This is a genomic window from Nocardia sp. NPDC050710, from assembly GCF_040654375.1.
Classification (GTDB): Bacteria; Actinomycetota; Actinomycetes; order Mycobacteriales; family Mycobacteriaceae; genus Nocardia.
This window is the reverse complement of record NZ_JBFAHV010000012.1, coordinates 1-22,223: the sequence shown is the minus strand read 5'-3', so window position 1 is coordinate 22,223 and position 22,223 is coordinate 1. Positions and strand designations below refer to the sequence as shown.

21 protein-coding genes and 2 pseudogenes are annotated in these 22,223 nt (G+C 67.3%); 16 read left to right on the top strand and 7 right to left on the bottom strand.

Features of this window, described 5'->3' with window-relative positions; genetic code table 11:
* Nucleotides 1–7: 7 nt before the first annotated feature.
* Both AB0H61_RS20975 and AB0H61_RS20970 read right to left on the bottom strand, forming a co-directional pair.
* Complete coding sequence (locus tag AB0H61_RS20975; RefSeq protein ID WP_357306955.1) at nucleotides 8–1,039, bottom strand: fused (3R)-hydroxyacyl-ACP dehydratase subunits HadA/HadB; 1,032 nt, start codon at nucleotides 1,037–1,039, stop codon at nucleotides 8–10.
* 253 nt (nucleotides 1,040–1,292) lie between these two features.
* The gene (locus AB0H61_RS20970) at nucleotides 1,293–2,063 is read right to left on the bottom strand and encodes an SDR family oxidoreductase (RefSeq protein ID WP_357306953.1); all 771 of its coding nucleotides are present in this window, start codon (nucleotides 2,061–2,063) and stop codon (nucleotides 1,293–1,295) included.
* A 437-nt stretch (nucleotides 2,064–2,500) separates the two neighbouring features.
* Here AB0H61_RS20970 and AB0H61_RS20965 point away from each other — a divergent pair, with 437 nt between their 5' ends.
* Nucleotides 2,501–3,412, top strand: a complete 912-nt coding sequence (locus AB0H61_RS20965; protein ID WP_357306951.1) for an NADP-dependent oxidoreductase — start codon at nucleotides 2,501–2,503, stop codon at nucleotides 3,410–3,412.
* A 3-nt stretch (nucleotides 3,413–3,415) separates the two neighbouring features.
* Here AB0H61_RS20965 and AB0H61_RS20960 read toward each other — a convergent pair whose 3' ends face one another.
* The 3 genes from AB0H61_RS20960 to AB0H61_RS20950 form a co-directional block, all read right to left on the bottom strand.
* On the bottom strand, nucleotides 3,416–3,577 hold the full coding sequence (locus AB0H61_RS20960) for a helix-turn-helix domain-containing protein (protein WP_357307291.1): 162 nt from the start codon (nucleotides 3,575–3,577) through the stop codon (nucleotides 3,416–3,418).
* A 391-nt stretch (nucleotides 3,578–3,968) separates the two neighbouring features.
* On the bottom strand, nucleotides 3,969–4,949 hold the full coding sequence (locus tag AB0H61_RS20955) for a zinc-binding dehydrogenase (RefSeq protein ID WP_357306950.1): 981 nt from the start codon (nucleotides 4,947–4,949) through the stop codon (nucleotides 3,969–3,971).
* 2 nt (nucleotides 4,950–4,951) lie between these two features.
* Complete coding sequence (locus AB0H61_RS20950) at nucleotides 4,952–5,374, bottom strand: organic hydroperoxide resistance protein (RefSeq protein ID WP_357306948.1); 423 nt, start codon at nucleotides 5,372–5,374, stop codon at nucleotides 4,952–4,954.
* Between the two features lie 233 nt (nucleotides 5,375–5,607).
* Between AB0H61_RS20950 and AB0H61_RS20945 the strand changes: the two genes are divergently transcribed.
* Nucleotides 5,608–6,258 carry a TetR family transcriptional regulator gene (locus AB0H61_RS20945; protein WP_357306946.1) on the top strand — a complete coding sequence of 217 codons (651 nt, stop codon included), beginning with the start codon at nucleotides 5,608–5,610 and terminating at the stop codon, nucleotides 6,256–6,258.
* An 87-nt stretch (nucleotides 6,259–6,345) separates the two neighbouring features.
* Entirely contained in the window at nucleotides 6,346–7,788 is a 1,443-nt protein-coding gene (locus tag AB0H61_RS20940) for a cytochrome P450 (protein ID WP_357306944.1), read from the top strand.
* 51 nt (nucleotides 7,789–7,839) lie between these two features.
* Here the strand turns inward: AB0H61_RS20940 and AB0H61_RS20935 are convergent, their stop codons facing one another.
* The gene (locus tag AB0H61_RS20935) at nucleotides 7,840–8,280 is read right to left on the bottom strand and encodes a nuclear transport factor 2 family protein (RefSeq protein WP_357306942.1); all 441 of its coding nucleotides are present in this window, start codon (nucleotides 8,278–8,280) and stop codon (nucleotides 7,840–7,842) included.
* Between the two features lie 438 nt (nucleotides 8,281–8,718).
* Between AB0H61_RS20935 and AB0H61_RS20930 the strand changes: the two genes are divergently transcribed.
* From AB0H61_RS20930 to AB0H61_RS20880, 11 genes and pseudogenes are all read left to right on the top strand, one after another.
* The gene (locus AB0H61_RS20930; RefSeq protein WP_357306940.1) at nucleotides 8,719–9,054 is read left to right on the top strand and encodes a transglycosylase family protein; all 336 of its coding nucleotides are present in this window, start codon (nucleotides 8,719–8,721) and stop codon (nucleotides 9,052–9,054) included.
* 394 nt (nucleotides 9,055–9,448) lie between these two features.
* Entirely contained in the window at nucleotides 9,449–10,813 is a 1,365-nt protein-coding gene (locus AB0H61_RS20925; protein ID WP_357306938.1) for a glutamine synthetase family protein, read from the top strand.
* Entirely contained in the window at nucleotides 10,794–11,534 is a 741-nt protein-coding gene (locus tag AB0H61_RS20920) for a gamma-glutamyl-gamma-aminobutyrate hydrolase family protein (protein WP_357306936.1), read from the top strand. Before AB0H61_RS20925 ends, AB0H61_RS20920 begins: the two co-directional genes overlap by 20 nt.
* Nucleotides 11,531–12,892 (top strand): aldehyde dehydrogenase family protein, encoded by a 1,362-nt coding sequence (locus AB0H61_RS20915; RefSeq protein ID WP_357306934.1) that lies wholly within the window; start codon nucleotides 11,531–11,533, stop codon nucleotides 12,890–12,892. Before AB0H61_RS20920 ends, AB0H61_RS20915 begins: the two co-directional genes overlap by 4 nt.
* 19 nt (nucleotides 12,893–12,911) lie before the next feature.
* Entirely contained in the window at nucleotides 12,912–13,676 is a 765-nt protein-coding gene (locus AB0H61_RS20910; RefSeq protein ID WP_357306932.1) for a 3-oxoacyl-ACP reductase, read from the top strand.
* A 53-nt stretch (nucleotides 13,677–13,729) separates the two neighbouring features.
* Nucleotides 13,730–13,975 carry a hypothetical protein gene (locus tag AB0H61_RS20905; protein WP_357306930.1) on the top strand — a complete coding sequence of 82 codons (246 nt, stop codon included), beginning with the start codon at nucleotides 13,730–13,732 and terminating at the stop codon, nucleotides 13,973–13,975.
* A gap of 145 nt (nucleotides 13,976–14,120) precedes the next feature.
* Nucleotides 14,121–15,287, top strand: coding sequence for a histidine kinase (locus AB0H61_RS20900; RefSeq protein ID WP_357306928.1), 1,167 nt, complete (start codon nucleotides 14,121–14,123; stop codon nucleotides 15,285–15,287).
* Nucleotides 15,278–16,006 carry a response regulator transcription factor gene (locus AB0H61_RS20895; protein WP_357306926.1) on the top strand — a complete coding sequence of 243 codons (729 nt, stop codon included), beginning with the start codon at nucleotides 15,278–15,280 and terminating at the stop codon, nucleotides 16,004–16,006. Before AB0H61_RS20900 ends, AB0H61_RS20895 begins: the two co-directional genes overlap by 10 nt.
* 91 nt (nucleotides 16,007–16,097) lie before the next feature.
* Nucleotides 16,098–17,507 carry a hypothetical protein gene (locus AB0H61_RS20890; RefSeq protein WP_357306924.1) on the top strand — a complete coding sequence of 470 codons (1,410 nt, stop codon included), beginning with the start codon at nucleotides 16,098–16,100 and terminating at the stop codon, nucleotides 17,505–17,507.
* Nucleotides 17,508–17,522: 15 nt separating this feature from the next.
* Nucleotides 17,523–17,685: pseudogene (locus tag AB0H61_RS20885) on the top strand (MFS transporter); the annotation flags it as partial.
* A gap of 159 nt (nucleotides 17,686–17,844) precedes the next feature.
* On the top strand, nucleotides 17,845–18,741 hold the full coding sequence (locus AB0H61_RS20880; protein ID WP_357306922.1) for a TIGR03619 family F420-dependent LLM class oxidoreductase: 897 nt from the start codon (nucleotides 17,845–17,847) through the stop codon (nucleotides 18,739–18,741).
* A 15-nt stretch (nucleotides 18,742–18,756) separates the two neighbouring features.
* Here the strand turns inward: AB0H61_RS20880 and AB0H61_RS20875 are convergent, their stop codons facing one another.
* Nucleotides 18,757–19,644 carry an NmrA/HSCARG family protein gene (locus tag AB0H61_RS20875; RefSeq protein WP_357306920.1) on the bottom strand — a complete coding sequence of 296 codons (888 nt, stop codon included), beginning with the start codon at nucleotides 19,642–19,644 and terminating at the stop codon, nucleotides 18,757–18,759.
* A gap of 98 nt (nucleotides 19,645–19,742) precedes the next feature.
* Between AB0H61_RS20875 and AB0H61_RS20870 the strand changes: the two are divergent.
* Both AB0H61_RS20870 and AB0H61_RS20865 read left to right on the top strand, forming a co-directional pair.
* A pseudogene (locus tag AB0H61_RS20870) lies at nucleotides 19,743–19,901 on the top strand (XRE family transcriptional regulator); the annotation flags it as partial.
* Nucleotides 19,902–20,414: 513 nt separating this feature from the next.
* Nucleotides 20,415–21,566, top strand: a complete 1,152-nt coding sequence (locus AB0H61_RS20865) for a hypothetical protein (protein WP_357306918.1) — start codon at nucleotides 20,415–20,417, stop codon at nucleotides 21,564–21,566.
* Nucleotides 21,567–22,223: the final 657 nt, after the last annotated feature.

The following is a 22,223-nucleotide window of genomic DNA, read 5'->3' as shown; positions in this document are numbered from 1 at the left end:
GCTCGGTTCAGGACAGTTGCACCGTCGCGGTGGCGCGGCCGAAGATCTTCTTCCCCGCGTGCGTCGCGGTGAGCGCGATTGTCGCGGTGCGGGTTTCGGGGTCGACCGACTTCACCTTGCCGTGGTACTCGATCTCACTGCGGCCGTCCGCGCCCACGTAGACCGGGCTGGTCAGGCGCACACAGTACTGCCGCAGCGCACCGGGGTCGTCCACCCAGGAGGTGATGTAGCCCGCGCCGAGTGCCATGGTCAGCATCCCGTGCGCGACTACACCGCGTTCCAGGCCGACGAGTTCGGCCGCCTCCGTATGCCAGTGAATCGGATTCGGATCCCCCGAGACGCCGGTGTAGTTGATGAGATCGCCGAGGCTGAGTCCGACGGTCCGGCCCGGCAACTCCATACCGACCGATACCGAATCGAACCCGCGGACGCGAGCGCTGGGCGTCGGTGGCTGTGGTTCGCGCAGCGGTACCGGCCACGGTGTGACCTCCGCGGGCTCGGCCAGGTCCTGGCGGACGATCTTCTCTACCGTGGTCGCGAATGTATCGCTGTCCGTCGTCGTCTCCGACCGTGCCATCACCGTGGCATAGGCGGTGACCACCAGTTCTTCGCGCTGGTTGGTGATCGCGTTCTCGATGACGATGATGTCGCCGCCGAAGGCCTGGCGGTACGAATACAGCGAGATGTTGCTGGTGATCTCGTCGCCGACCAGCAGCGGCTGGTGGAAGTCCAGTACCTGATCGGTCTGCACGGTGGTGGTCAGATTGATGCTGACGAGGATTTTGCTCATGGCCGTCAGGACCGAACCCACGAGCAGACCGGTGAAGGTCGGTGGGGCGACCAGGCTCGGGTAGCCGTAGGCCGCCGCGGTGTCCTCGTCCCAGTGCACCGGATGGAAGTCTTGTACCGCGCGTGCGTACTCCCGGATCTTCTCCCGCCCTACCTCGTAGCGATCGTGGACTCGGAAGCGCTGCCCGACGAGCGAGTGGATGTGGACAATCGGATCCACCTCACCGCGCAGGGACTCGACGACCTCCACAGTTCGGTCTCCTTTCGTTGCCGGATCATTGCTGTCGCATAACTGTCGCAGGCTTACCCGTGATTCCGCGCGAACTAGCGCGTCTGATGGTGTGGCCCTTGGAGATTCGCGCGATGCGGGTCGGCCGCGATACCGATACCGAGGAGGCGCAGGTCGGTGCGAAGGGCTTCTCGTGCGCGTCGGTGGGCATCGCACCCAACTATCGCCGGTAACCGCTCGTCAGCCGAGGGGGCGCGCCGTGGTGGCCAAGCGGTTACGCCCCGTAGCCACCGTCGACGTCCAGTTTCTGGCCGCTGATGAAGTCGGCGCGGTCGGAGGCGAGGAAGCACACCGCCTCGGCGATATCCTCGGCATCGCCGAAGGTGCGTAGCGGGATATTGGCGCGGGCGGCCTCGAGCGCGTGGTCGTCGAGTTCGCCGGATGAGATCAGCCGCTCGGCCATGCCGTCGGTGGTCATACCGGGGCCGACGCAGTTGGCGCGGACGCCGAACCGGCCCTCCTCCGCCGCGATGCCGCGGATGAGCGCTTCGACCGCGGCCTTCGGGGTGGTCGACAGTCCGTCGCGGACCGGGAATCGGGCGGTGGCCGCGCTGGTGATGGCGACGATATTGCCGCGACTGGCGCGCAGGTGGGGGAGCGCGGCGTGCGCCGCGTTGAAGAAGCCCGCGGCGTCGGCGACCAACTGTTGTCGCAGGTCCGCGGGTGCGACGCGGCTCAGGTGCACCATCGGCACATGCGGGCCCGCCGCGTACACCAGGGTGTGGATGCCGCCGAGGTCCGCGGCCACCAGTTCGACGACATCCGCGGCCTGTGCCGCATCGGATAGATCGAGTTGCCACCTCCGTGCGGTACGGCCGAGTGCCTGCGCCTTATCCAGGAGCGGGTCGAGTGGGATCGGGGACCGGAAATACGTCAGCGCGACATTGCTGCCACGTTCCAGCAGCAGGCGCGCGGTGGCTCGGCCGAGGCCGCCGCTGGCGCCGAGCACCAGCGCGACGCCGGATCGGTGACCGAAATCGTTCATCTCTACCTCCGCCGCGGGTGGGAACGGTCGTCGGGGGTCCGCGACCGTGCGCGTATACCGACGATATCCGGCCCCTAGTGATAGCCCATCCAGTGTAACCAAGCAAATGCTTGGTCTGGTTGGCGGGCCGATCGAGGCGGCGGGAGGTTTCGAAGTCGTGGTTCACCGGCCGGAGTCTTCCGCTGGTTTCTCGGGCCTCAGCGTTGGGTTTCTGTCCGTCTCCGAGGTGTTTGCATACGTCGAGATTAGGTCGGCCGAAGGCCACCCGACACGAGTAGAACTACCTGCGCACGGCACGTAAAGGTCACTGCCTCAACGTGATTGGATACTACGCAGATCGCACGACCGCGGATTCCCGTGTCGGCGCGGCCGCGGCCCGCCGGCTCGGCCTATCGTGTCAGCTATCGATCCGGCGAAACTACGGAAAGGCGGGCGGGATGCGCGCGATCGCGTTCTATGAATTCGGTGGACCCGAGGTGCTGCGGGTCGAGGATGCGCCGCTGCCCGAACCGAGCGGCGCGGAGGTCCGGGTCGCCGTGCGAGCGGCCGGGGTCAACCCGGCGGACTGGAAGATCCGTTCCGGTGCACTGGTTTTCGGCGAGCCGCAGTTCCCCCAGTTTCCCGGTGGTGAGATCGCGGGCGTGGTCGACGCGGTCGGTCCGGAGGCCACGGGGGTGACGGTCGGTGACGAGGTATTCGGCTGGGCGCGGCGTGGCGGCTACGCCGAGTACGCGTTGAGCAGCGCGCTGGCCCACAAGCCCGCCGGGCTGGCGTGGGTGGACGCCGTCGCGCTGCCCGTCGCGGTGAGTACCGCCGCGGCGGTACTGGATCAGCTGAAGGTGCGGTCGGGGGAGACCTTGCTGGTCAACGGCGCCTCCGGTGCGGTGGGGTCGATGGCGGTGCAACTGGCCGTTGCGGAGGGGCTGACGGTGATCGGCACCGCGTCGGCGGCCAATCAGGAGCTGGTGCGCGGCCTCGGCGCGATCCCCACCACGCACGGACCCGGTCTGGCCGATCGGGTCCGCGAGCTGGGGCCGGCCGCGGTCGACGCGGTCTTCGACGCGGCGGGCCACGGCATGCTGCCCGAGGCGATCGCATTGCGCGGCGGCACCGACCGCATCGTCACCATCGCGGATCCCGCCGCCGCCGACCTCGGCGTCACCTTCTCCAGCACCGGCGCGGGGCCGCGCCCGATTCAGCTCGCGGAGCAGGTCGCCGAGCGGATCCACCGCGGCGAGTTCCGGCTGCCGGGCGCAGCGCGTATCTTCCCGCTCGAGGCGGCCGGGGCGGCGCAGCGGGAGCTGGAGAGCGGCCGTGGCCCCGGCAAAGTCGTGCTGACGGTGGACTGACCCCTACCAGTTCGCGATATCCGAGCGCGACGTCGGGGTGCGGGAACGGCCCGGTGTGCTGCCGGTCCACCGGCGGTAGGCGCGACTGAAGGCGGGCGCGTCGTGATAGCCGAGGCGGCCCGCGATATCGCCCGAGGGTGAGGCCGTCGATGGTGAGCAGTTGATCGGCGACGGTTCCCCGGACCTCGTCGATCAGCTCCCGAAAGGTGGTGCCCTCGGCGGTGAGTCGGAGGGATCGTCTACCTGCTGGAGAAGTAGGCGCGGTACGCCCGGCGCGCGATCGAGCGCATCGCCGAATTCGGCGGCTGGCTCGATATCCGGCCCGAGGAGCAGGACCGATTCACCAGGGAACTCAGGGACCGCCTCGATGCGACCGTTTTCACCACCGGCTGCCCCGGCTGGTACAACACCGCCGAAGGCAAGGTGACCGCCGTCTGGCCGGGTTCGCACCTGGCCTACGCGCGTGCCACCAAGACCGTCGACTTCGACGCGTATGAGCACCGGTTGCCGGGGTACCGGTGACGCTCCGGGAAGCGTCACCGGTACGCCGAGAGGGCTAGCGGGGTGACAAGACGATCTTGGCGCTGCGGCCGCGGCTTTCGCTGGCGGCCGCGGCGTCGACCACGGAGGTCAGCGGATAGGTGGCCTCGACATCCAGGGTGAGGATGCCGCGGGCCGCCAGATCGACCAGTTCGCCGATCAGGCGGCGCATCTCGTCTCTGCCGGTCTCCGCGGTGCGCTTGGAAACCCAGAAGCCCTTGACGACAGCCTCTTTGAAGATCATCGGACCCGGATCGATCGATAGCGGCTGCCCGGAGAGCGCGCCGAAGGAAATCAGCTCGCCCTTCGGCGCGAGCAGCGACAGCAGGTCGTTGGCCGCGCGACCGCCCACCTGATCCACGGCCCGGACGATCGGGGCGCCTTCGGTGGCCGCCGTCGCGCGGTCGAGCCAGCCATCCGATTCGGTGTCGAAGACGGGCTCGAAGCCCAGTGCCGTGAGCGCCTGCACCGAGGCGGGGCCGCGCACGAGATTGAGCACCCGCACACCGCGGTGCCGTGCGAGCACATTCAGCTGCCTGCCCACGGCGCCATTGGCGGCGTTGACGGCGATCCAATCGCCGGACTGCAGCTGGAGGTCTTCGAGCAGCATCAGGGCGCTGAGCGGCATTGCGAGCAATTGTGCCGCGGTCTCGTCGGAAATCGAATCCGGCAGCGGCACCACCTGCGCGGCCCTGACCACGAAAAACTCAGCCCAGGCGGCGGCGATCCCGGAGACGTTGACGCGCTGCCCGACGGCCAAACCGGTCACCTCCGGTCCCAGTGCGACGATGCGGCCCACGGCCTCGGTGCCCGGGATCGCGGGCAGCGGCGGCCGGTAGCCGTATACCCCGCGGATGATGGCCAGGTCGTGGTTGTGGATGGGTGCGAGGATCAGCTCGATCAACACTTCGCCCGCGGCGGGCTCGGGTGTCGGCCGTTCGGCCACGGTGAGGACGTCCTTGGGCTCACCGAAACCTTCGATGACTACAGCGCGCATGCTCAGTCCTCCGTAACGATGATGTCGACATCGATATTGCCACGGGTCGCGTTGGAGTACGGGCACACCGCATGCGCCTTGTCGGCCAGCGCCTGCGCCTCGTCCCGGGGCAGGTGCGGCAGCGAGATCTCCAGGGTGACGGCGAGCTGGAAGCCGCCCGCGTCGTTCGGGCCGATGCTCACCTTCGCGCCGACCGCGGAGTCGTCGATATTCGCCTTGGCGGCCTTGCCGACCAGGCGCAGCGCCGAGTGGAAGCAGGCCGCGTAGCCCGCCGCGAACAGCTGCTCGGGGTTGGTGCCCTCGCCGCTGCCGCCGAGCTCCTTCGGCGTCGCCAGGTTCACATCGACCTTGCCGTCGGTGGTGCGGGCGAGGCCGTTGCGTCCGTCGCCGGTCGCTAGGGCTTCGGCGGTGTACAGGATCTTCATTGTCGACTCCTTGTCTGCAACGATCTGGTTACCCAATACGGTAGCCAGCAATTAAATTGTGCACAATGCAAATCGCCGTGCCGCATGTCACAGAAATCTGCGATCGGCTATTGAGAATGAAGGTACATCTGCCGTATGTTTGTTTCATTCCCCTGGTAGAAGCCCTTGTTTGTGGAAGACGCCGCTGGATAGAAGCCGCTGGTTGGATCTCGAGAGCCGAAGGGTGGGATGCGATGAGGCGCGGCATGCTCGCCAAGGCGGTGACCTCGGTCGGTCTCGACGCTCCGGTCGGCACCGCCGAACGCATTCTCGACGCGGCGCTCGAGCAGTTCGAGATCGTCGGCATCCGGCGCACCACCGTGGAGGACATCACGCGGCGCGCGCGGCTGGCGCGGGTCACGGTGTACCGCCATTTTCCCGGCAAGGACGACATCGTGGAGGCCGTCATCCTGCGTGAGATGGGCCGGTTCCTTACCACGATGGAGGCCGAGATGGCCGGATTCGAGACCATCCAGGACAAACTCACCGAGGGATTCGTCTTCGCGCTGGCCTACCTGCGCGAGAACGTACTACTGAGCAGACTGCTGCAGATCGAACCGGATTCGCTGTTGCCGTATCTCACCACCGAAGGCGGCAGTCTGGTCGATACCGCCGCTGCCTTCCTCGCGGTGCAGTTGTCGCGCGACGCGCACGAGGACCGGCCGGGTTCGGAATTGCAGGTCGTGGCCGAGCTCGCGGTCCGAATCATGCTGTCGTTTCTTTTGACTCCGTCGCGCAGCATCGCACTCGCCGACCCGGCCGAGGCGCGCGCCTTCGCGTGCCGCCATCTGGTGCCACTGCTGCTCGATCATGCGGCCGATGTGCACCGGGAAGGCGCCGAATAATGAACATGACTGCGCCGCAACGACTTTCGCATTATGTCGGCATGCTCGACGAGGAGCGCGCCGATCTACCGATAGAGGAGGACTGCCATGGTGGCCATCCATTCCCGCCAGGCGCCCGTCCCGGAGAACGGGCAGTTCGTCCAGATGCCGAACGGGTTGGTGGACCGGGCCGTTCGGTTGATACCCGAGCGCCGCGGCGTGCTCGCGGAGCCGCCGCCCGGCAGTGGGCTCGCGCCGATACCGGGCCGGGCGGGGCTGCCGTTCCTCGGTGATACGTTGCAGGCCCTGCACTACGGCTCCGCCTACGCGCTCGACCTCGTCGACCGCTTCGGAAAGATGGTGTGGACCAGGGGTTTCGGTCGCGACATGGTCTTCGCGGCGGGCGGGGAGGCCATCGACTCGGTGCTGAGCAATCGGGACCGGGCGTTCGTGACCGGCCAGAAGGATCTGATCGACCCGTTCTTCCATGGCGGTCTGCTGCTGCTCGACTTCGAGGAGCATCGGCTGGATCGGCGAATCATGCAGCAGGCATTCATGCCCGACCGGCTGCGTGCCTACTTCACCCGGGTGGCCGAACTCGTCGACGATCGGATCGGGCAGTGGCCGACGGGCCGGCCGGTCAAGCTGTATCCGGCCGTCAAGAATCTCTCGATGGATATCGCCGCCGACGTCTTCATGGGTGTTCGGCTCGGCCCCGAAGCCGACCGCTTGACCGCCGCCTTCGAAGCCATGCTGCTGGCGAGCGAATCGCCCATCCGATTCCCGGTGCCCGGCAGCCGCTGGCGGGCGGGGCTGCGGGGACGCAATGAGCTCGAGCGATACTTCGCGAATATGCTGCCCGACAAGCGGGCCAGCACCGGCACCGATTTCTTCTCGGTCTTCTGTCATATCGAGACCGAGGACGGCAGGCGCTTCAGTGATCGGAAGGTCATCGACCACATGATCTTCCTGCTGCTGGCCGCACACGACACCTCGACGATCACCGCCACGGTGTCGGCGTACTTCCTCGGCAAGCATCCGGAATGGCAGCGCAGGGCGCGCGCGGAGTCGCTCGCGCTCGGTGACGGTCCGCTGGATACGGCCGCATTGGATTCGCTCACCGCGCTCGATCTGGTGATCAAGGAATCGATGCGGATCATCGCGCCGGTGCCGTTCATCATGCGCAAGGCGGTGAAGGACACCGAGGTCGACGGCTACTTCGTGCCCGCGGGGGCGAATGTGCTGCTGGGTGCGATCGCCAACCACTTCCTGCCCGAATACTGGACCGATCCGTGGAAATTCGACCCCGACCGCTTCGGCCCCGATCGGCGCGAGGACAAGTCGCATCGCTACGCGTGGATGCCATTCGGCGCGGGTGTACACAAATGCATCGGCATGTACTTCGCCATACAGGAGGTCAAGGCCATGCTGCACGCGATGCTGCGCACCTACGAGTGGGACTTCCCCACGGAGTACGAGATGCCGTGGCAGATGAGCGCGCTCCCCTTCCCGAAGGACGGCGTCCCGATCACCCTGCGGCCGCGTCGCTGACGATATGGCCGCAGGCACTTCGCCCTCGCTCGCCGAGTGCGGTCGCGCCGCTCAGGCGGACGTACCGTTGGCCACATACATGTAACTCTTCTCCTCGACACGCTGTGCGATCCGCCAGGAACCGTCGACCTGGGCAAAGGTGTCGAGGTACCAGAGGCCGCACAGCATCAGGGTCTGTTGTCCGTTCGCGCCCGGGACCAGCATCGGGTTGTGGCAGATGGTGCGGGCGGTGGCGGTGTCGCCGTCGACGATGATCGAAGAGTTGCTGACCAGGTGTTGGTAGGCGGGGAAGTTCGGCATGACGTCGGCGAGGAACTTCTTGGTCGAGGCGAGGTCGCCCGCCGCACCGCCCATCGCCGAGTAGTCGATGTGGGCGTCGGCGGTGAAGATGTCGTCGAGCAGGTCCCACTGCTTGGTATCGACCGCGTGGGAGTAGCGGACCATCAGGTCCTGGATCTCCAGCCGGTCCGAGATCTCTTGTAGCGACAGCACGGGGCCTCCGGGGGTGCGAAGCAGAGTTGGCGCAATGGCACCAGGATGCGGCCCGGGGCGCAAGGGCGAGTACCGCTCGGGCGGGTTCGTGCACCGAGCCGAGGTCGTTACGCGATCCGGATCACTATATCGCAGTGATCTACAACACATAACGGGCAAATAACAACAGTTATGTAATTCGGAATTTTCCGGTATCGAACTGCGTGAATAAGCAATGTCTCACTGAATGGTTCAGCCAATTCGGACGTTATTGCGACGTGATCTTTCGCGAACTCTTGGCTACGGTCGTTCTCAGCCCGGATCACCGAGATGGGCTCGAGCTCGAACCGCCGAACACCGTAATCCTGTCCCACGGTTCGAGAAACCCCGACTTTTCCTGGGGGCAGGGTCCCGGCTGAGGTAGCGCCGGGTCGGAAGGGCGCAGGCAGGAAACTTCGAATGTCGCATATCCGCAAGATCAGCACCCGTACCATCGGCCTCGTCTCGATTGTGGGCGCCCTCGTGGCCGTGCCGCTCGGCATCTCCGCCGCCACCGCCTCCGCATCGGGCCACAACTGGGACGCCGTCGCCCAGTGCGAGAGCGGCGGCAACTGGGGAATCGACACCGGCAACGGCTTCTCCGGCGGTCTGCAGTTCACGGATAGCACCTGGGCCGCCAACGGCGGTTCGGGCTCGGCCTCCAACGCCAGCAAGGACGAGCAGATCCGCGTCGCCGAGAACGTGCTCGCCACCCAGGGTGCGGGCGCCTGGCCGGTCTGCGGGGCCTACCTGTAAGTAGTACCCGGCTACGGCCGTCGAACTCGGCACCTATCGCAATGGCGCGATAGGTGCCGAGCTATTTCCGGGTAATTGGTGTTCGCCCGCGCAGCGGGTTCCGGCGGGCGCTCCGGACTCCCTTCGAGCCGGTAGGTATGCGCCCGGGTGGCTGGACAACGAGCCCATAACGCGACGCCGGGCGTCGGCGCTCGGCGCGGGGGCGAGGTCGCCGGACCGGCGCGGTGCCGACGAGGCGGACCCGATGGTGTCGGCGTGCTGTTCGACGTCCGCGATGGAGACCGGCCAGGTATCGCGGGCTGTTCCGGATGCGGACGGGTTTGCGCGTCCGGTGCCCGTACGGTCTGTTTTTCCTCTAGCGTGAGCACGGTTGTGACGCCGAGAGGGGCCGTGGATGCGATCGGGGATGCTGGGGCTGGCGGAGTTGCGGGAACGGATCGAGTCGGGCGAACTCGACACCGTCCTGGTCGCCATGACCGATATGCAGGGGCGATTGCAGGGGAAGCGCTGTGCGGCACGGTTTTTCCTGGACGAGGTGCTCGGCCACGCCACCGAGGCGTGCGACTATCTGCTCGCGGTGGACGTGGAGATGAATACCGTCGACGGCTATCGCATGTCGTCCTGGGACACCGGATACGGCGATTTCGTGCTGCGGCCCGACCTGAGCACGCTGCGGCTGGTGCCGTGGTGGCCGGGCACCGCGCTGGTGCTCTGCGATCTCGAGCAGGTGCGGCCCGCGGGGACACCGGTCACCGTCTCGCCGCGGCAAATCCTGCGGGCGCAGCTGGATCGGCTGGCCGAGCACGGGTTACGCGCCTACGTCGGCACCGAACTCGAGTTCCTGGTCTTCGACGACAGCTACGAGTCCGCGTGGAACAGCGGATATCGCGGGCTGACCCCCGCCAACCAATACAACGTCGACTACTCGATGCTCGGCACCGCGCGCATCGAGCCGCTGCTGCGGCGCATCCGTAACGAAATGTCCGGCGCTGGTATGTATGTCGAGTCCGCGAAGGGGGAGTGCAATCCGGGTCAGCACGAGATCGCCTTCCGCTACGACGAGGCGATGATCACCTGCGACAACCACAGCATCTACAAGACCGGCGCCAAGGAGATCGCGGCGCAGGCGGGTCGCAGCCTCACCTTCATGGCCAAATACAATGAGCGTGAAGGAAATTCGTGCCACATCCATCTCAGCCTCCGCAGCCTCGACGACGAACCGGTATTCGCGGGCGACGGGCCGGCGGGCACCTCGGCGCTGATGCGGCACTTCCTGGCCGGACAGCTGGACTGCCTGCGCGAGTTCACCTACCTGCTGGCGCCGAATATCAACTCCTACAAGCGATTCGTGCCCGGCAGTTTCGCGCCCACCGCCCTGGCTTGGGGTGTGGACAATCGGACCTGCGCGCTGCGGGTGGTCGGCAGCGGGCCGTCGCTGCGGATGGAGAACCGGATTCCCGGCGGTGATGTGAACCCGTACCTGGCGGTCGCGGCCTCGATCGCGGCCGGACTGCACGGCATCGAGCACGCGCTGCCACTGGAACCGGAGTTCCACGGCAATGCCTACCGCTCGCAGCGGCCCAGGGTGCCACGGACATTGCGGGAAGCCGCGCAACTCTTCGGTGACTCCCCGGTCGCGCGGCACGCATTCGGTGATGATGTGGTGGATCACTACCGAAACGCAGCGCACGTCGAACTGGACGCATTCGATGCCGCCGTCACCGATTGGGAGCGAACCCGTGGCTTCGAACGACTCTGATGTCGCACGTCCGGTCATCGGGCTACCGACCTACGTCGAGCGCACGGTATTCGGCACCTGGGACACCGTCAGCGCGGTGCTGCCGCACAACTACGTCGCCATGGTGGAGCGTGCGGGCGGCATCCCGGTGCTGTTGCCGCCCGCCGGAACCGCGCGCCCCGAACTGGTCGCGCGGCTCGACGGGCTGGTGTTGACGGGCGGCGCCGATGTGGATCCGGCCCGCTACGGCGCACCGCCGCAACAGACCCCCGGGTACACCAGGGCGGATCGCGACGACTCCGAGTTCGAGCTGTTCCGGCTGGCCCGCGCGGCGGAGCTGCCGGTGCTGGCGGTCTGCCGTGGACTGCAACTGGTGAATGTCGCGCTGGGCGGCACGCTGATCCAGCATCTGCCCGACCGGGTCGGACACGAGGATCATTCGGGCGGGCCCGGCTCTTTCACCGTGACCACGGTGGTGACCACGCCCGGCAGCCGGGTGGCCGCCATCGCGGGGCCGCGGGTGCGGGCGCACTGCCACCATCATCAGGCCATCGATCGACTCGCCCCCGATCTGATCGCAACCGCGCACGCGGCGGACGGCACCATCGAGGCAGCGGAGACGGACACCGGTCCGTTCCTGGTCGGTGTGCAATGGCATCCGGAGGCGAACGCCGCCGACGACCGGCTGATACGAGCCATGGTCGCGGCCGCGGCCGCACGGCGAGAGGAGCGAGTTCCGTGACAACGGCCCAGGTGATCAATCCGGCGACCGAACAGGTGGTGGCCAGGATCGGGCTTGCCGACGTAGCGGCGACCGACGCCGCGATCGCGCGGGCGCAGGCGGCCGCGCCCGGCTGGCGTGACGTCGCGCCCGGTGACCGGGCGCGGCTGCTGCGCCGCTTCGCGGAGGCCGTGGACACGGACCTCGAGCATCTCGCGCGGTTGGAGGTGACCAACGCGGGCCACACCATCGGCAATGCGCGGTGGGAGGCGGGCAATGTCCGGGATGTGCTGCACTACGCCGCGGGCATCCCGGAACGACTGCTGGGCAACCAGATTCCGGTGGCGGGTGGCGTGGACATCACCTTCCACGAACCGCTCGGCGTGGTCGGGGTGATCGTGCCGTGGAACTTTCCGATGCCCATCGCGGCGTGGGGGTTCGGTCCCGCCCTGGCGGCGGGCAATACGGTGGTGCTCAAACCCGCCGAGCTGACCCCGTTGACCGCGATCCGGCTCGGTGAACTCGCCCTCGCGGCGGGATTGCCCGAGGGCGTCTTCCAGGTGGTGCCGGGTAAGGGTTCGGTGGTGGGTCAACGGTTCGTCACCCATCCCGCCGTGCGCAAGGTGGTCTTCACCGGCTCCACCGAGGTGGGCACCCAGATCATGGCCGGATGTGCCGCGCAGGTGAAGCGGGTGACGCTGGAACTCGGCGGTAAGAGCGCCAATATCGTGTTCGCCGACGCCGATCTCGAACGCGCCGCCGCCACCGCGCCCTACGGCGTCTTCGACAACGCGGGCCAGGACTGCTGCGCGCGCTCGCGGATCCTTGTGCAGCGCAGCGTCTTCGATCGGTTCCTGGAACTGCTGGAACCGGCCGTACAGGGTGTCAAGGTGGGGGATCCGGGCGACGAGGACACCGAGATGGGGCCGTTGATCTCGGCCGCGCACCGCGAACGGGTGGCGGCCTTCATCGAGCCGTCGACCGAGGTCGCGTTCACCGGTGCGCGACCGGACGGTCCAGGGTTCTGGTATCCGCCGACAGTGGTGCTGCCCGGCGGGCCGACCGATCGGGTGCTGACCGAGGAGGTGTTCGGTCCGGTGGTCGCGGTGCTGCCCTTCGACGACGAGGCCGATGCGATCCGGATCGCCAACGACACCGAATACGGCCTGTCCGGGTCCATCTGGACCAATGATGTGGGCCGGGCACTGCGCGTCGCGCGCGGGGTCGAGGCCGGGAACCTCTCGGTGAATTCGCATTCGTCGGTGCGGTATTGGACGCCGTTCGGCGGATTCAAGCAGTCCGGCCTCGGCCGCGAGCTCGGCCCCGACGCCGCGCTCGCCTTCACCGAAACCAAGAACGTCTTCATCGCCACCCAATAGTCTTCGAGAAGGAGATGCGTTGCAGCGCTTACAGGATCGAGTAGCCGTCGTCACCGGTGGCGGTAGCGGCATCGGGCTCGCCACCGTGCGCCGGTTCGCGGCCGAGGGCGCGAAGGTCGTCGTCGCCGATATCGATGTCACCGCCGGCGCGGCCGCCGCCACCGAGGTGGACGGCACCTTCGTCAAGGTGGACGTCACCGATGAGACCCAGGTGCGGGCCATGTTCCAGGCGGCCGTGGACACCTACGGCGGATTGGATATCGCCTTCAACAACGCGGGAATCTCACCGCCGGAGGACGATTCGATCCTTACCACCGGCCTGGACGCGTGGCGGCGGGTGCAGGAGGTGAACCTGACCTCGGTATATCTGTGCAGCAAGTACGCCATAGAGCACATGCTGGAGCGCGGTAAGGGCTCGGTCATCAACACCGCCTCCTTCGTCGCGGTAATGGGTGCGGCGACCTCGCAGATTTCCTACACCGCCTCCAAGGGCGGCGTGCTCGCGATGAGCCGGGAATTGGGTGTCCAGTTCGCCCGCCAAGGCATTCGGGTCAACGCACTGTGCCCCGGCCCGGTGAACACCCCGCTGCTCCAGGAACTGTTCGCCAAGGATCCGGAGCGGGCGGCGCGACGCCTGGTGCACATTCCGATCGGCCGCTTCGCCGAACCCGAGGAGATCGCCGCCGCGGTGGCCTTCCTCGCCAGCGACGACTCCTCGTTCATCACCGCCTCCCAATTCCTGGTGGACGGCGGCATCTCCGGTGCGTATGTAACTCCGCTGTAGCACAAGCGATCTCCCCTGTGAGGTATTTACAACCACATGGGAGGGGAACAATCATGGCGGTTTTGTACTGTGCGGGTCCGGGTTGCCAGCGAATGCTGTCGGTTTCGGTGATCCCGGGCGGCAATCCGGTCGCCCGGGCCGACCCGGAGCATTTCGCGGTCGACTTCCTGGTCTGCACCAAGTGCCGCAAGGGATTCTGCGACCGCTGCCTACCACCGGAGTCGGCCTTCCACAAATTGCGGTCCTGCCCCGAATGCGGCGCCGACCTGGCGACCCGAGCCATCCCGCACCACCGGTAGCGACCGGTCCGGCGACGACGCCGCCACCGACCGTGATCGGGGATCTCGGCGAACAGTGTGATTTCCGGATCTCGGGCCACCGGGGGAGCGGACTCTCGTCCTCGAGAGGGAGGTGCCGGGGCAGTCACCGCGGGAGACTGTGTCCGTGGATTTACGCGAGGCGGGTGCGGCGGCGGCGCGCGGGTTCGATGAGGCAATGGGGTGGGTGCGGTGTCGGCCGCCGGGGGCTGTCGATGTCGTGACGACGATCGCGGTGACCGTGGCGAGCGTGGGGCCCGCGCTGGTCGCGGGCGCGCCGTGGTGGATCGTGCTGCTCTCGGCGCTGGCCTCGGTGCCGGTGTGGTGGCGACGTCGTGCCCCGGTTCTCGCGCTGTGTGTGATCGGACCGGCGATGACGGCGCTGGCCTGCGCGCACGCCATGCCCGCGCTGCCGTACGGGACCATTGTCTGCGTCTACGCGATCGCCGCCTACAGTCCGCCGCGACTTCGGGGCGGTGCGCTCGCTGCCGTGGTGGTCGGCGTGCTGGTGTCGTTGGTGCTGCCGAAGGAGAGTCCGGATTCGTACGGGTATGCCGCGATGTCCTTCGTCACCGCGTGGGCGCTCGGCACCGGGGTACGGGCGCGACGGGCGCGGATCGCGATGCTGGAGGAACGGACCCGGCGGCTGGAGGAGGAACGGGTCGCAGCCGTCGACCGGGAACGGTTGCGCATCGCCCGCGATATGCACGATATCGTCACGCACTCGGTCGGCGTGATGATCGTGCAGGCCGAGACCGGCTCATTGTTCACCCGCACCGACCCGGTGCGCGCGGATGCGATCTTCGACGGCATCGCGGAGTCCGGACGGGTCGCGATCGACCAGCTGCGCCACAGTCTCGCCGCGCTGCGCGGCGACACCGCCGATCCGCCGCATCAACCCGGTCTCGCGGCGATACCGGATCTGGTCGAACTGTCCCGGCGCGGTGGGCTCGCCGCGTCCTTCGAGGAGAGCGGACCCCGTCGCGCGGTGCCCGGTGATATCGCGGTCACCGCGTATCGCGTTGTGCAGGAGGCGTTGACGAACACCAGGAAGCATGCGCGGGCTACCAGTGTCCGGGTGTCGCTGCGGTGGAGTGACGAGCTGCTCGCAATACAGGTGGTCGATGACGGTATCGGCGGAGGGGATCGGCACGGTCGCGGCGGGTATGGGCTCATCGGCATGCGGGAACGGGTACTCGGCTGCGGTGGCACGTTGCGGCACGGCTCCGAGGGCGACGGATTCGCCGTCGCTGTCGAACTGCCGCTGCGAGTGGATATTCGACGATGCGCGTAGTGGTGGTCGACGACCAGGATCTGTTCCGTGCCGGATTCCGGCTCATTCTCGAGACCCAGCCCGATATCACCGTGGTGGGCGAGGCAGCCGACGGCGTCGAAGCCATCGATCTCGCCGTCGAGCTGGCACCGGATGTGGTGGTGATGGATGTACGGATGCCACGGCTGGACGGGGTCGCCGCCACCGCCCGGATCTGCGCGCAGACGCGGGCGAAGGTCCTGGTGATGACCATGTTCGACCTCGACGAGTATGTCTATGCGGCGCTGCGCGCGGGTGCGAGTGGATTCCTGCTCAAGGATCTGCGGCGCGACGAACTTGTCGACGCGGTGCGCATCGTGGCCGCCGGTGAGGCGTTGCTCGCGCCGACGGTGACCCGCCGCCTGATCGCGGATTTGGCCCGGCGCGGTCATCCACGCCCCGAACTGGCCCGGCAGCTGGTGGAACTGACCGAACGCGAGCGCGACATCCTGCGCCACCTCGCTCGCGGCCTGTCCAATGCCGAACTCGCGGCCGCCCTGGTCGTCACCGAGCACACGGTGAAAACCCATGTGAGTTCGGTGCTTTCGAAGCTGGGTTTGCGTGATCGGGTGCAGGCGGTGGTATTCGCCTACGAGGCGGGGCTGGTCGTCCCCGGTGGATCGGCTCGCGAGGCGACCACGCACAGCACGGCGGACCCGCGGGCTTCGGCCTGCCGTCCGCGGCCCACGCCGGAGGAGTGAGGCCGAATCCACTCTCGACGGCGATGTGCCCGGCCGATCGCGGGACGAGCATCGGTTCCAGTTCACATCGATGACTCGGAGGGATCTACTCGTGAAGCGTTGGGCGGCCGTCGCGGCGGCAACGATATCGGCCGCGGTGCTGTGGCATTTCGGCACGGGTCTGCGCCCATTGGCGGGGCTGGCGATGCTGGCGCCCATCCCGGTGCTGGTGCTCGCGCCGCGCGTGTCGGCGGGTAGCGCGTTCCTCGCCGGGACGGTGTCGAGGCTGATCGGTGCGGGGCAGCTGTGGCCGTACTTCGTCGGTACGCTCGAGCAGCCGGTGCCGGTGACCGTGCTGCTGCTCGGTGGTACCGCGGTCGCGTTCGGCGGGGCGGTGGTACTGGTCCGGTCGCTGCTGATCCGCGGGCGAATGGTGTCGGCGCTGATGGTACTTCCGGCGGGATGGGTCGGCTTCGAATATCTGCTCGCGGTGTTCGGCCCCTTCGGCGCGTGGTGGAGTATCGCCTACACCCAGGTCGAGGTGCTGCCGCTGATCCAGACGGCGGCGCTGGCGGGTCCGTGGGCGATCACCTTCCTCATTCTGTTGGCGCCCACGACAATCGGGGTGCTTGCGGCGCCCGCTGTGACCAGGGAGCAGCGGCTGCGCATCGGGGGCGGGGTCGCGGCGCTGTTCGTCGCGGTCGCCGCATTCGGCTTCTGGCGTTTGGCCGTTCCACAGGATCGGACGGCCACGCGAGTCGGTCTGATCGCGGTCGCGCAACCCGCGGATTACGTCCCGGTCTCCTCGCCGGAGGGTCTCGATATGGTCCGCCGGGCGGTCGTCGAGATCGAGCAGCTGGCCGACCGAGGCGCCGAGGTCGTGGTCCTACCCGAAAAGGCTTGGCGTGCTGACGAATCGATGCTGCCGCTGCTGTCCGGTCCGCTCTCGGAGGTGGCGGCGCGGCGCGGCATTCATGTCGTCGCGGGTATGGTTCTGACCCGCGACGGCGACAGCGTGAACGCGGCGATCGAATACCCGTCCGGCGTGGAGTACGCCAAGCACTATCCGGTCCCCGGACTGGAGGACGAGCTGCGTCCCGGTACCGAATGGCGGCAGGTGCCCGGCGAACCGTGGGCGCTGGCGGTCTGTTTCGACCTCGACCGCCCCGGTCTGGTCCGCGCGAACGTCGCGCGCGGTGCGGAATTGCTGCTCGTCCCCGCCCTGGATTTCACCGACGACGCGTGGCTGCACAGCCGGATGGCGGTGCTGCGCGGCGTCGAATCGGGGGTCGGGGTTGCCCGGGCTCCCCAGTTGGGGGAGCTGGTGGCCAGTGATGACCGTGGCCGGGTGCTGGCCGCGGCGCGCACCGACGTCACGGTGACTCGTGCGGTCATCGCCGCCATTCCGGGGTCGGCGGGTCGCACGATCTACGCGCGGTTCGGCGACTGGTTCGCCTGGATTTCGGTGGCGCTGTTCGCGGTGTCGACGGCCAGGTGCCTACCGGGTGGGCGTAATTCCTGAGTCGATGTGACCACCTTCTTCCCCGGCGAACTCGGCATCCTCGGCACCATGCTCGGTTTCGCGGTCTCGTTCGTCCTGCGGCCGCTCGGCGGCATGGTCCGGGGACCACTCGGCGATCGCCTCCCCGGTCGGCCTGATCGCCCGGTGCCTCCTGCGCGAGACGGCGGGAACCTCCTTGCGCGGCACCGAGGTTCCCGATGCCGATACGCCGGTGACGGCGGTTCCCGCGGCGACGGCCGCGGCGCTGCGGGTCGACCGATCGGTCGGTGAGTCGAGACCGACGGCCGGATGACGCCCTGGGTGATATCCGGCCGTTCGCGGATGGTACGACGGAACGATGAAGGTCGGCTTCTCGATACCGCAGATAGGCCCGCAAGCGCGCGAGGGCGCACGGGTGCCGGAGTTCGCCGCTGAGCTGGAACACGCCGGCGCGGACAGTCTCTGGGTCGGCGACCGGCTGATCGCCGCCACCGACCCCCAGGTCGGCTACGCCGGAACCGATACGATCCCACCGGAGTTCAATTCGATCCTCGATCCGTTCCTGACCTTGGGACTGGCCGCGGCGGCGACCGAGCGGGTGCGCCTCGGTACCAATGTGCTGATCGCGCCGCTGTATCCGCCCGTGGTGCTGGCTCGCGCGCTCACCACACTCGATGTGGCGAGCCGCGGCAGACTCGTGCCCGGCTTCGGAATCGGTTGGTCGCCGGAGGAATACGCGGCAGTGGGGGTGCCTTTCACGCGGCGTGGCGCGCGGCTGGACCAGACTCTCGATGCGCTGGAAGCGATCTGGACCACCGATCCGGCCGAATACGTCGGCAGCCTGGTGTCGGTGCCGCGCCACCGCACCGAATTGAAACCGGCCCAGCGGCCGCGGCCGCCGATCCACCTCGGTGGCTTCGCCCAGACCATGCTGGAACGCATCGGCCGTCGTGCGGACGGCTGGCTGCCGGTGGTCCCGGTACCGGGACCACCGGCGTGGGGCACTCGGCTGGTGGCGTCGCGCGAGGTCATCGATCAGGCCGCCGAGCGGGCCGGGCGGGATCCCTCCGCTATCGAGACCATCGTCCGCGTCAATGTGCAGGCGGGCACGCCCCTCGAGCAGATCGCGGACGCGGTGCGGCGCACCGCCGAGCAGACCGGTTTCGACGACTACTTCATCGATCTGATGTACGTCACGGATTCCATCGACGGCGCGCTGGCGAGCGCAGGTCGGCTGTTGGAGCTGCTGCGCTGAGGTCCGAACGATCGGTCACGGCTTCCAGTTGGTGACCCGCAGCCAGGCGGCGAGGTCCATCAGCTCCGGGTGGTGCGCCCGCAGCGGTGCGGTGTCGATGGGCTCGTCGGGGCCTTCGTTGAAGTAGGCGAACATCTTTCCCACCTGCTCGTCGAAGGCCTTGACCTGTTCGATCGGGACCTGGAAGCTGCGGGCGGGCAGATCGGCGAGCTTCCCGAAGGTCTCGGCAATCTGGGGTGGGGTCAGGCGATCACCCGAGAGGGGGACGGTGCGTCCGCGGTAGTCGTCGGGCCGGTCGAAGGCGATGGCGGCGAACACGCCGATATCGTGCACCGAGATCAGCGAAAGCGGAATATCCGCGCGGACCGCGAGATTCACCACCAGCGTGCCGTTCTCGTCCATGACCGGCCGGTTGAAGGCGTTGAAATTGTCCATGAAGAAGACCGGCCGCAGAATCGTCGCGGGCAGTTCGAGGGCCGCGATGTGGGATTCGATGTTCTCCTTGGCCGAGTAATAGTCGACGCCGGAGTTCTCGCCCGCGCCCCGCAGCGAGCTGTACACCAGATGCTCGATGCCGGATTCCTTCGCGATATCCGCCACCGCCTTGCCCCGGCGCTGTTCGGCCGCAATGCCTTCCGCGGTGATGTGCACCCCGGACATCATGGGCAGCATCAGGAAGACCCCGTATGAGCCGTCCATCGCCGCCCGCACCGACGCGGGGTCATCGAGATCGCCGACGACCAGATTCGCCCCGGCTTCCCGGAGCGCGACCGCGGCCGGGTTCTGCGGATCGCGTACGAATGCGTTGACCCGCCAGCCGTGTTCGAGCAGCTGCCGCGTCGTTGCCCGGCCCTGTTGGCCGGTCGCGCCGATGATCAGGACCGGTCCATTGTTGTTCGTCATGTCATGCTCCCTCTGGTGGGTGAATCTCGTGGATCACCTGGTGCATATGACGTTAGAGATGGGTGGCGGTCCGATACCGCTACCCACGAGGGGACTCGATGAGCGATAACCGTCGCGCCGAACTGGCGGCTTTCCTGCGCGCTCAGCGTGCGCGGCTGCGGCCGGGGGATGTGGGGCTGCCGCCCGATCTGAAGCCGGGGCGGCGGCGCACTCCCGGGCTGCGCAGGGAGGAAGTCGCCGAACTCGCCGGGGTGACATGTCGGTTACACACTCCTCAAATGCCCGCTTGCGGGAGGGAGACGACGATGTCATCTATCCGTGCAGCAGCCCCCGCAGCAACCTGAGTGGTCTCGATGAGACAAGGCGTTGTGAGCGGCCGCAGAGCGACGTCACGAACGCACCGCAATGCCGCGTTCCGCGCGGTCCAAAGCGGCCAGCGCTGGGCTATGGAAGATCAACTGGCCCTACTCCTCTGGGTCGGCCAAACGCACCATATTGCCGATGAGGTCGCTTTTTGTGCAGTGTCCGGTTGTTAGCGGGGGCGGGGCTACGGGATCGGCTACGGGCGGGGCCAATCGAATTGTCAAGGGCCGTTATCTGACACCAGTCTTGAGTAGCCGATGGCAGCGTTGCCGGGCTATCGGCAGAACTGAGGGATAGGGGCGACGGGCTGACCTGAGATTGCTTGTGCAGCAGTAGTTTTTGCTTGGTACCGTCTGCTGGTCTGCACTTGGAGACCGAGTTGCCCTGGGGGGACGTTGATCAATCGGATGACAGTTGTGTGTCTGTCGGCTTTCGCGCTGGTAGCGGGGAGCGCGGTGGTGGCCGATGCGTCGCCTGTCGGGGCGACCGTTCTTCCACCGCCCGGTGGGAAGTACCTGGTGGGCGAAACCGTCCTGCATCTGGTTGATACGGCGAGACAGGATCCGTTCCACACCGACCGGCAGCGGGAGCTGATGGTTTCGGTGTTCTATCCGGCCACCGACGTCGACAAGCACCCGCGAGCCCATTACATCTCCACCGCGCTGATCCCGGATCTGGAGAAGCGTTTCGGCATCGCGCTACCGGGCCTGTTGACGAATTCGTACACCGACGCACCCGCACTCGCCGGGACGGCCTATCCGGTGATCCTCTACTCGCCCGCAGCGGGAGACACCCGCGTGTACGGGACCGGTCTGGCCGAAGATCTGGCCAGCCGCGGTTACGTGGTGGTCACCGTCGATCCCACTTATGAGTCCATCGTGGAGTTCCCCGGTGGCAGGGTCGTTCCCCCCGCACCGGCTCCCAATGGATTCGACACGGAGATCCGCAAGAAGTACGTCTCCGCACGGTTGGCCGACACGCGATTCGTCCTCGATGCGATTACTCAACTGGGGCATGGCGTGAACCCGGACGCCGATCATCGGTCCTTGCCGGCCGGGCTCGACCGTGCTCTTGACCTCGAACACGTTGGCATGGTGGGTCATTCGTCCGGCGGGTACGCCGCGGTCGAGTCGCTGCACGACGACCGCCGCATCGATGCGGCGGTCGATCTCGACGGCCAGATCGGTGTCGACGAGGAGTTCGGGCGAGTGGCAACCGAAGGTGTGAATCGCCCGGTCCTGGTGATGACCAGCCAGCAGATCGAGGAGGTCGGTGACGCCAACCCGTCGCTGGACGCGTTCTGGCAGCACGGCACCGGTTGGAAACGTCACCTGACCATGAAGGATTCGGCGCACTACGACTACACCGACTTCCCCTCGCTGGTACCCACCATCGCGCGACCGGCCGCCAAGAGGTACATCGGTCCCATCGCCGCCGACCGCGCTACGACTCTGGTACGTAAATACGTGGCGGCCATGTTCGACAAGTTCCTGCGCAACCGCCCCGGCACTCCGATCGACCAGCAACCGGCCGACCCAGAGATCTCCGTCGTCCGCTGACGAACCGCAACTCTAGATCGAATCGGGCTCGTCCAACCGTCCCCTCATACCGCCTATCGCGCGTTCGGACAGCCTGTCTGGCACTCGAAATGCCTCCTGGGCGCTGACTGAATCGGCCGACCCGGTTGGTGGTGGAACTGAGAGAGGAATTCTGAGCTGTTCTTCGCGCTGCTCAGGCGACATGGAGTACGTAGTGCGCGCATCTGGCCGGGGTGACATATTGGTTACGCACTCCTTAAACGCTCGCCTGAGCCGGTGAGCGGTGGCAGGTGGGCCGAGCGGGAAGTTCTCACGCAGGTGGCGTGGTCGCGGCGCGCCGGATCCCGCCGAGCCGGTCGGTGGACGACATTGTTCGCCGCGTCCACGACGGAGACGGCCCGTTGCCCCTCACCGAGCCCGCCAGCTGCCACGCTGGCGTGCTCGTTGCAGGCCAGCGGTTTCGGCCACGAATCCCCGAACTCGCGTCAGCCGCTGGGCGATTCCGCGCGGTCCGAAGCGGCCAGCACTAGGCTATGGAAGATCAACTGGCCCTACTCCTCTGAGTCGGCCAAACGCACCAGATTGCCGATGTGAGGGTTGTGCGGGGTACGTGGAACCGATCGGTCGGGGTTTGGCTATTGCATCATCTGGATGTGTGGGTGCTCAGGTGATGTCGGG

Excerpts from the sequence above, each read along its gene's own strand:
- AB0H61_RS20970 (WP_357306953.1), bottom strand. The coding sequence starts at position 2,063 with ATGAACGATTTCGGTCACCGATCCGGCGTCGCGCTGGTGCTCGGCGCC.
- AB0H61_RS20965 (WP_357306951.1), top strand. The coding sequence starts at position 2,501 with ATGCGCGCGATCGCGTTCTATGAATTCGGTGGACCCGAGGTGCTGCGG.
- AB0H61_RS20955 (WP_357306950.1), bottom strand. The coding sequence starts at position 4,949 with ATGCGCGCTGTAGTCATCGAAGGTTTCGGTGAGCCCAAGGACGTCCTC.
- AB0H61_RS20950 (WP_357306948.1), bottom strand. The coding sequence starts at position 5,374 with ATGAAGATCCTGTACACCGCCGAAGCCCTAGCGACCGGCGACGGACGC.
- AB0H61_RS20945 (WP_357306946.1), top strand. The coding sequence starts at position 5,608 with ATGAGGCGCGGCATGCTCGCCAAGGCGGTGACCTCGGTCGGTCTCGAC.
- AB0H61_RS20940 (WP_357306944.1), top strand. The coding sequence starts at position 6,346 with ATGGTGGCCATCCATTCCCGCCAGGCGCCCGTCCCGGAGAACGGGCAG.
- AB0H61_RS20930 (WP_357306940.1), top strand. The coding sequence starts at position 8,719 with ATGTCGCATATCCGCAAGATCAGCACCCGTACCATCGGCCTCGTCTCG.
- AB0H61_RS20925 (WP_357306938.1), top strand. The coding sequence starts at position 9,449 with ATGCGATCGGGGATGCTGGGGCTGGCGGAGTTGCGGGAACGGATCGAG.
- AB0H61_RS20905 (WP_357306930.1), top strand. The coding sequence starts at position 13,730 with ATGGCGGTTTTGTACTGTGCGGGTCCGGGTTGCCAGCGAATGCTGTCG.
- AB0H61_RS20895 (WP_357306926.1), top strand. The coding sequence starts at position 15,278 with ATGCGCGTAGTGGTGGTCGACGACCAGGATCTGTTCCGTGCCGGATTC.
- AB0H61_RS20880 (WP_357306922.1), top strand. The coding sequence starts at position 17,845 with ATGAAGGTCGGCTTCTCGATACCGCAGATAGGCCCGCAAGCGCGCGAG.
- AB0H61_RS20875 (WP_357306920.1), bottom strand. The coding sequence starts at position 19,644 with ATGACGAACAACAATGGACCGGTCCTGATCATCGGCGCGACCGGCCAA.
- AB0H61_RS20865 (WP_357306918.1), top strand. The coding sequence starts at position 20,415 with ATGACAGTTGTGTGTCTGTCGGCTTTCGCGCTGGTAGCGGGGAGCGCG.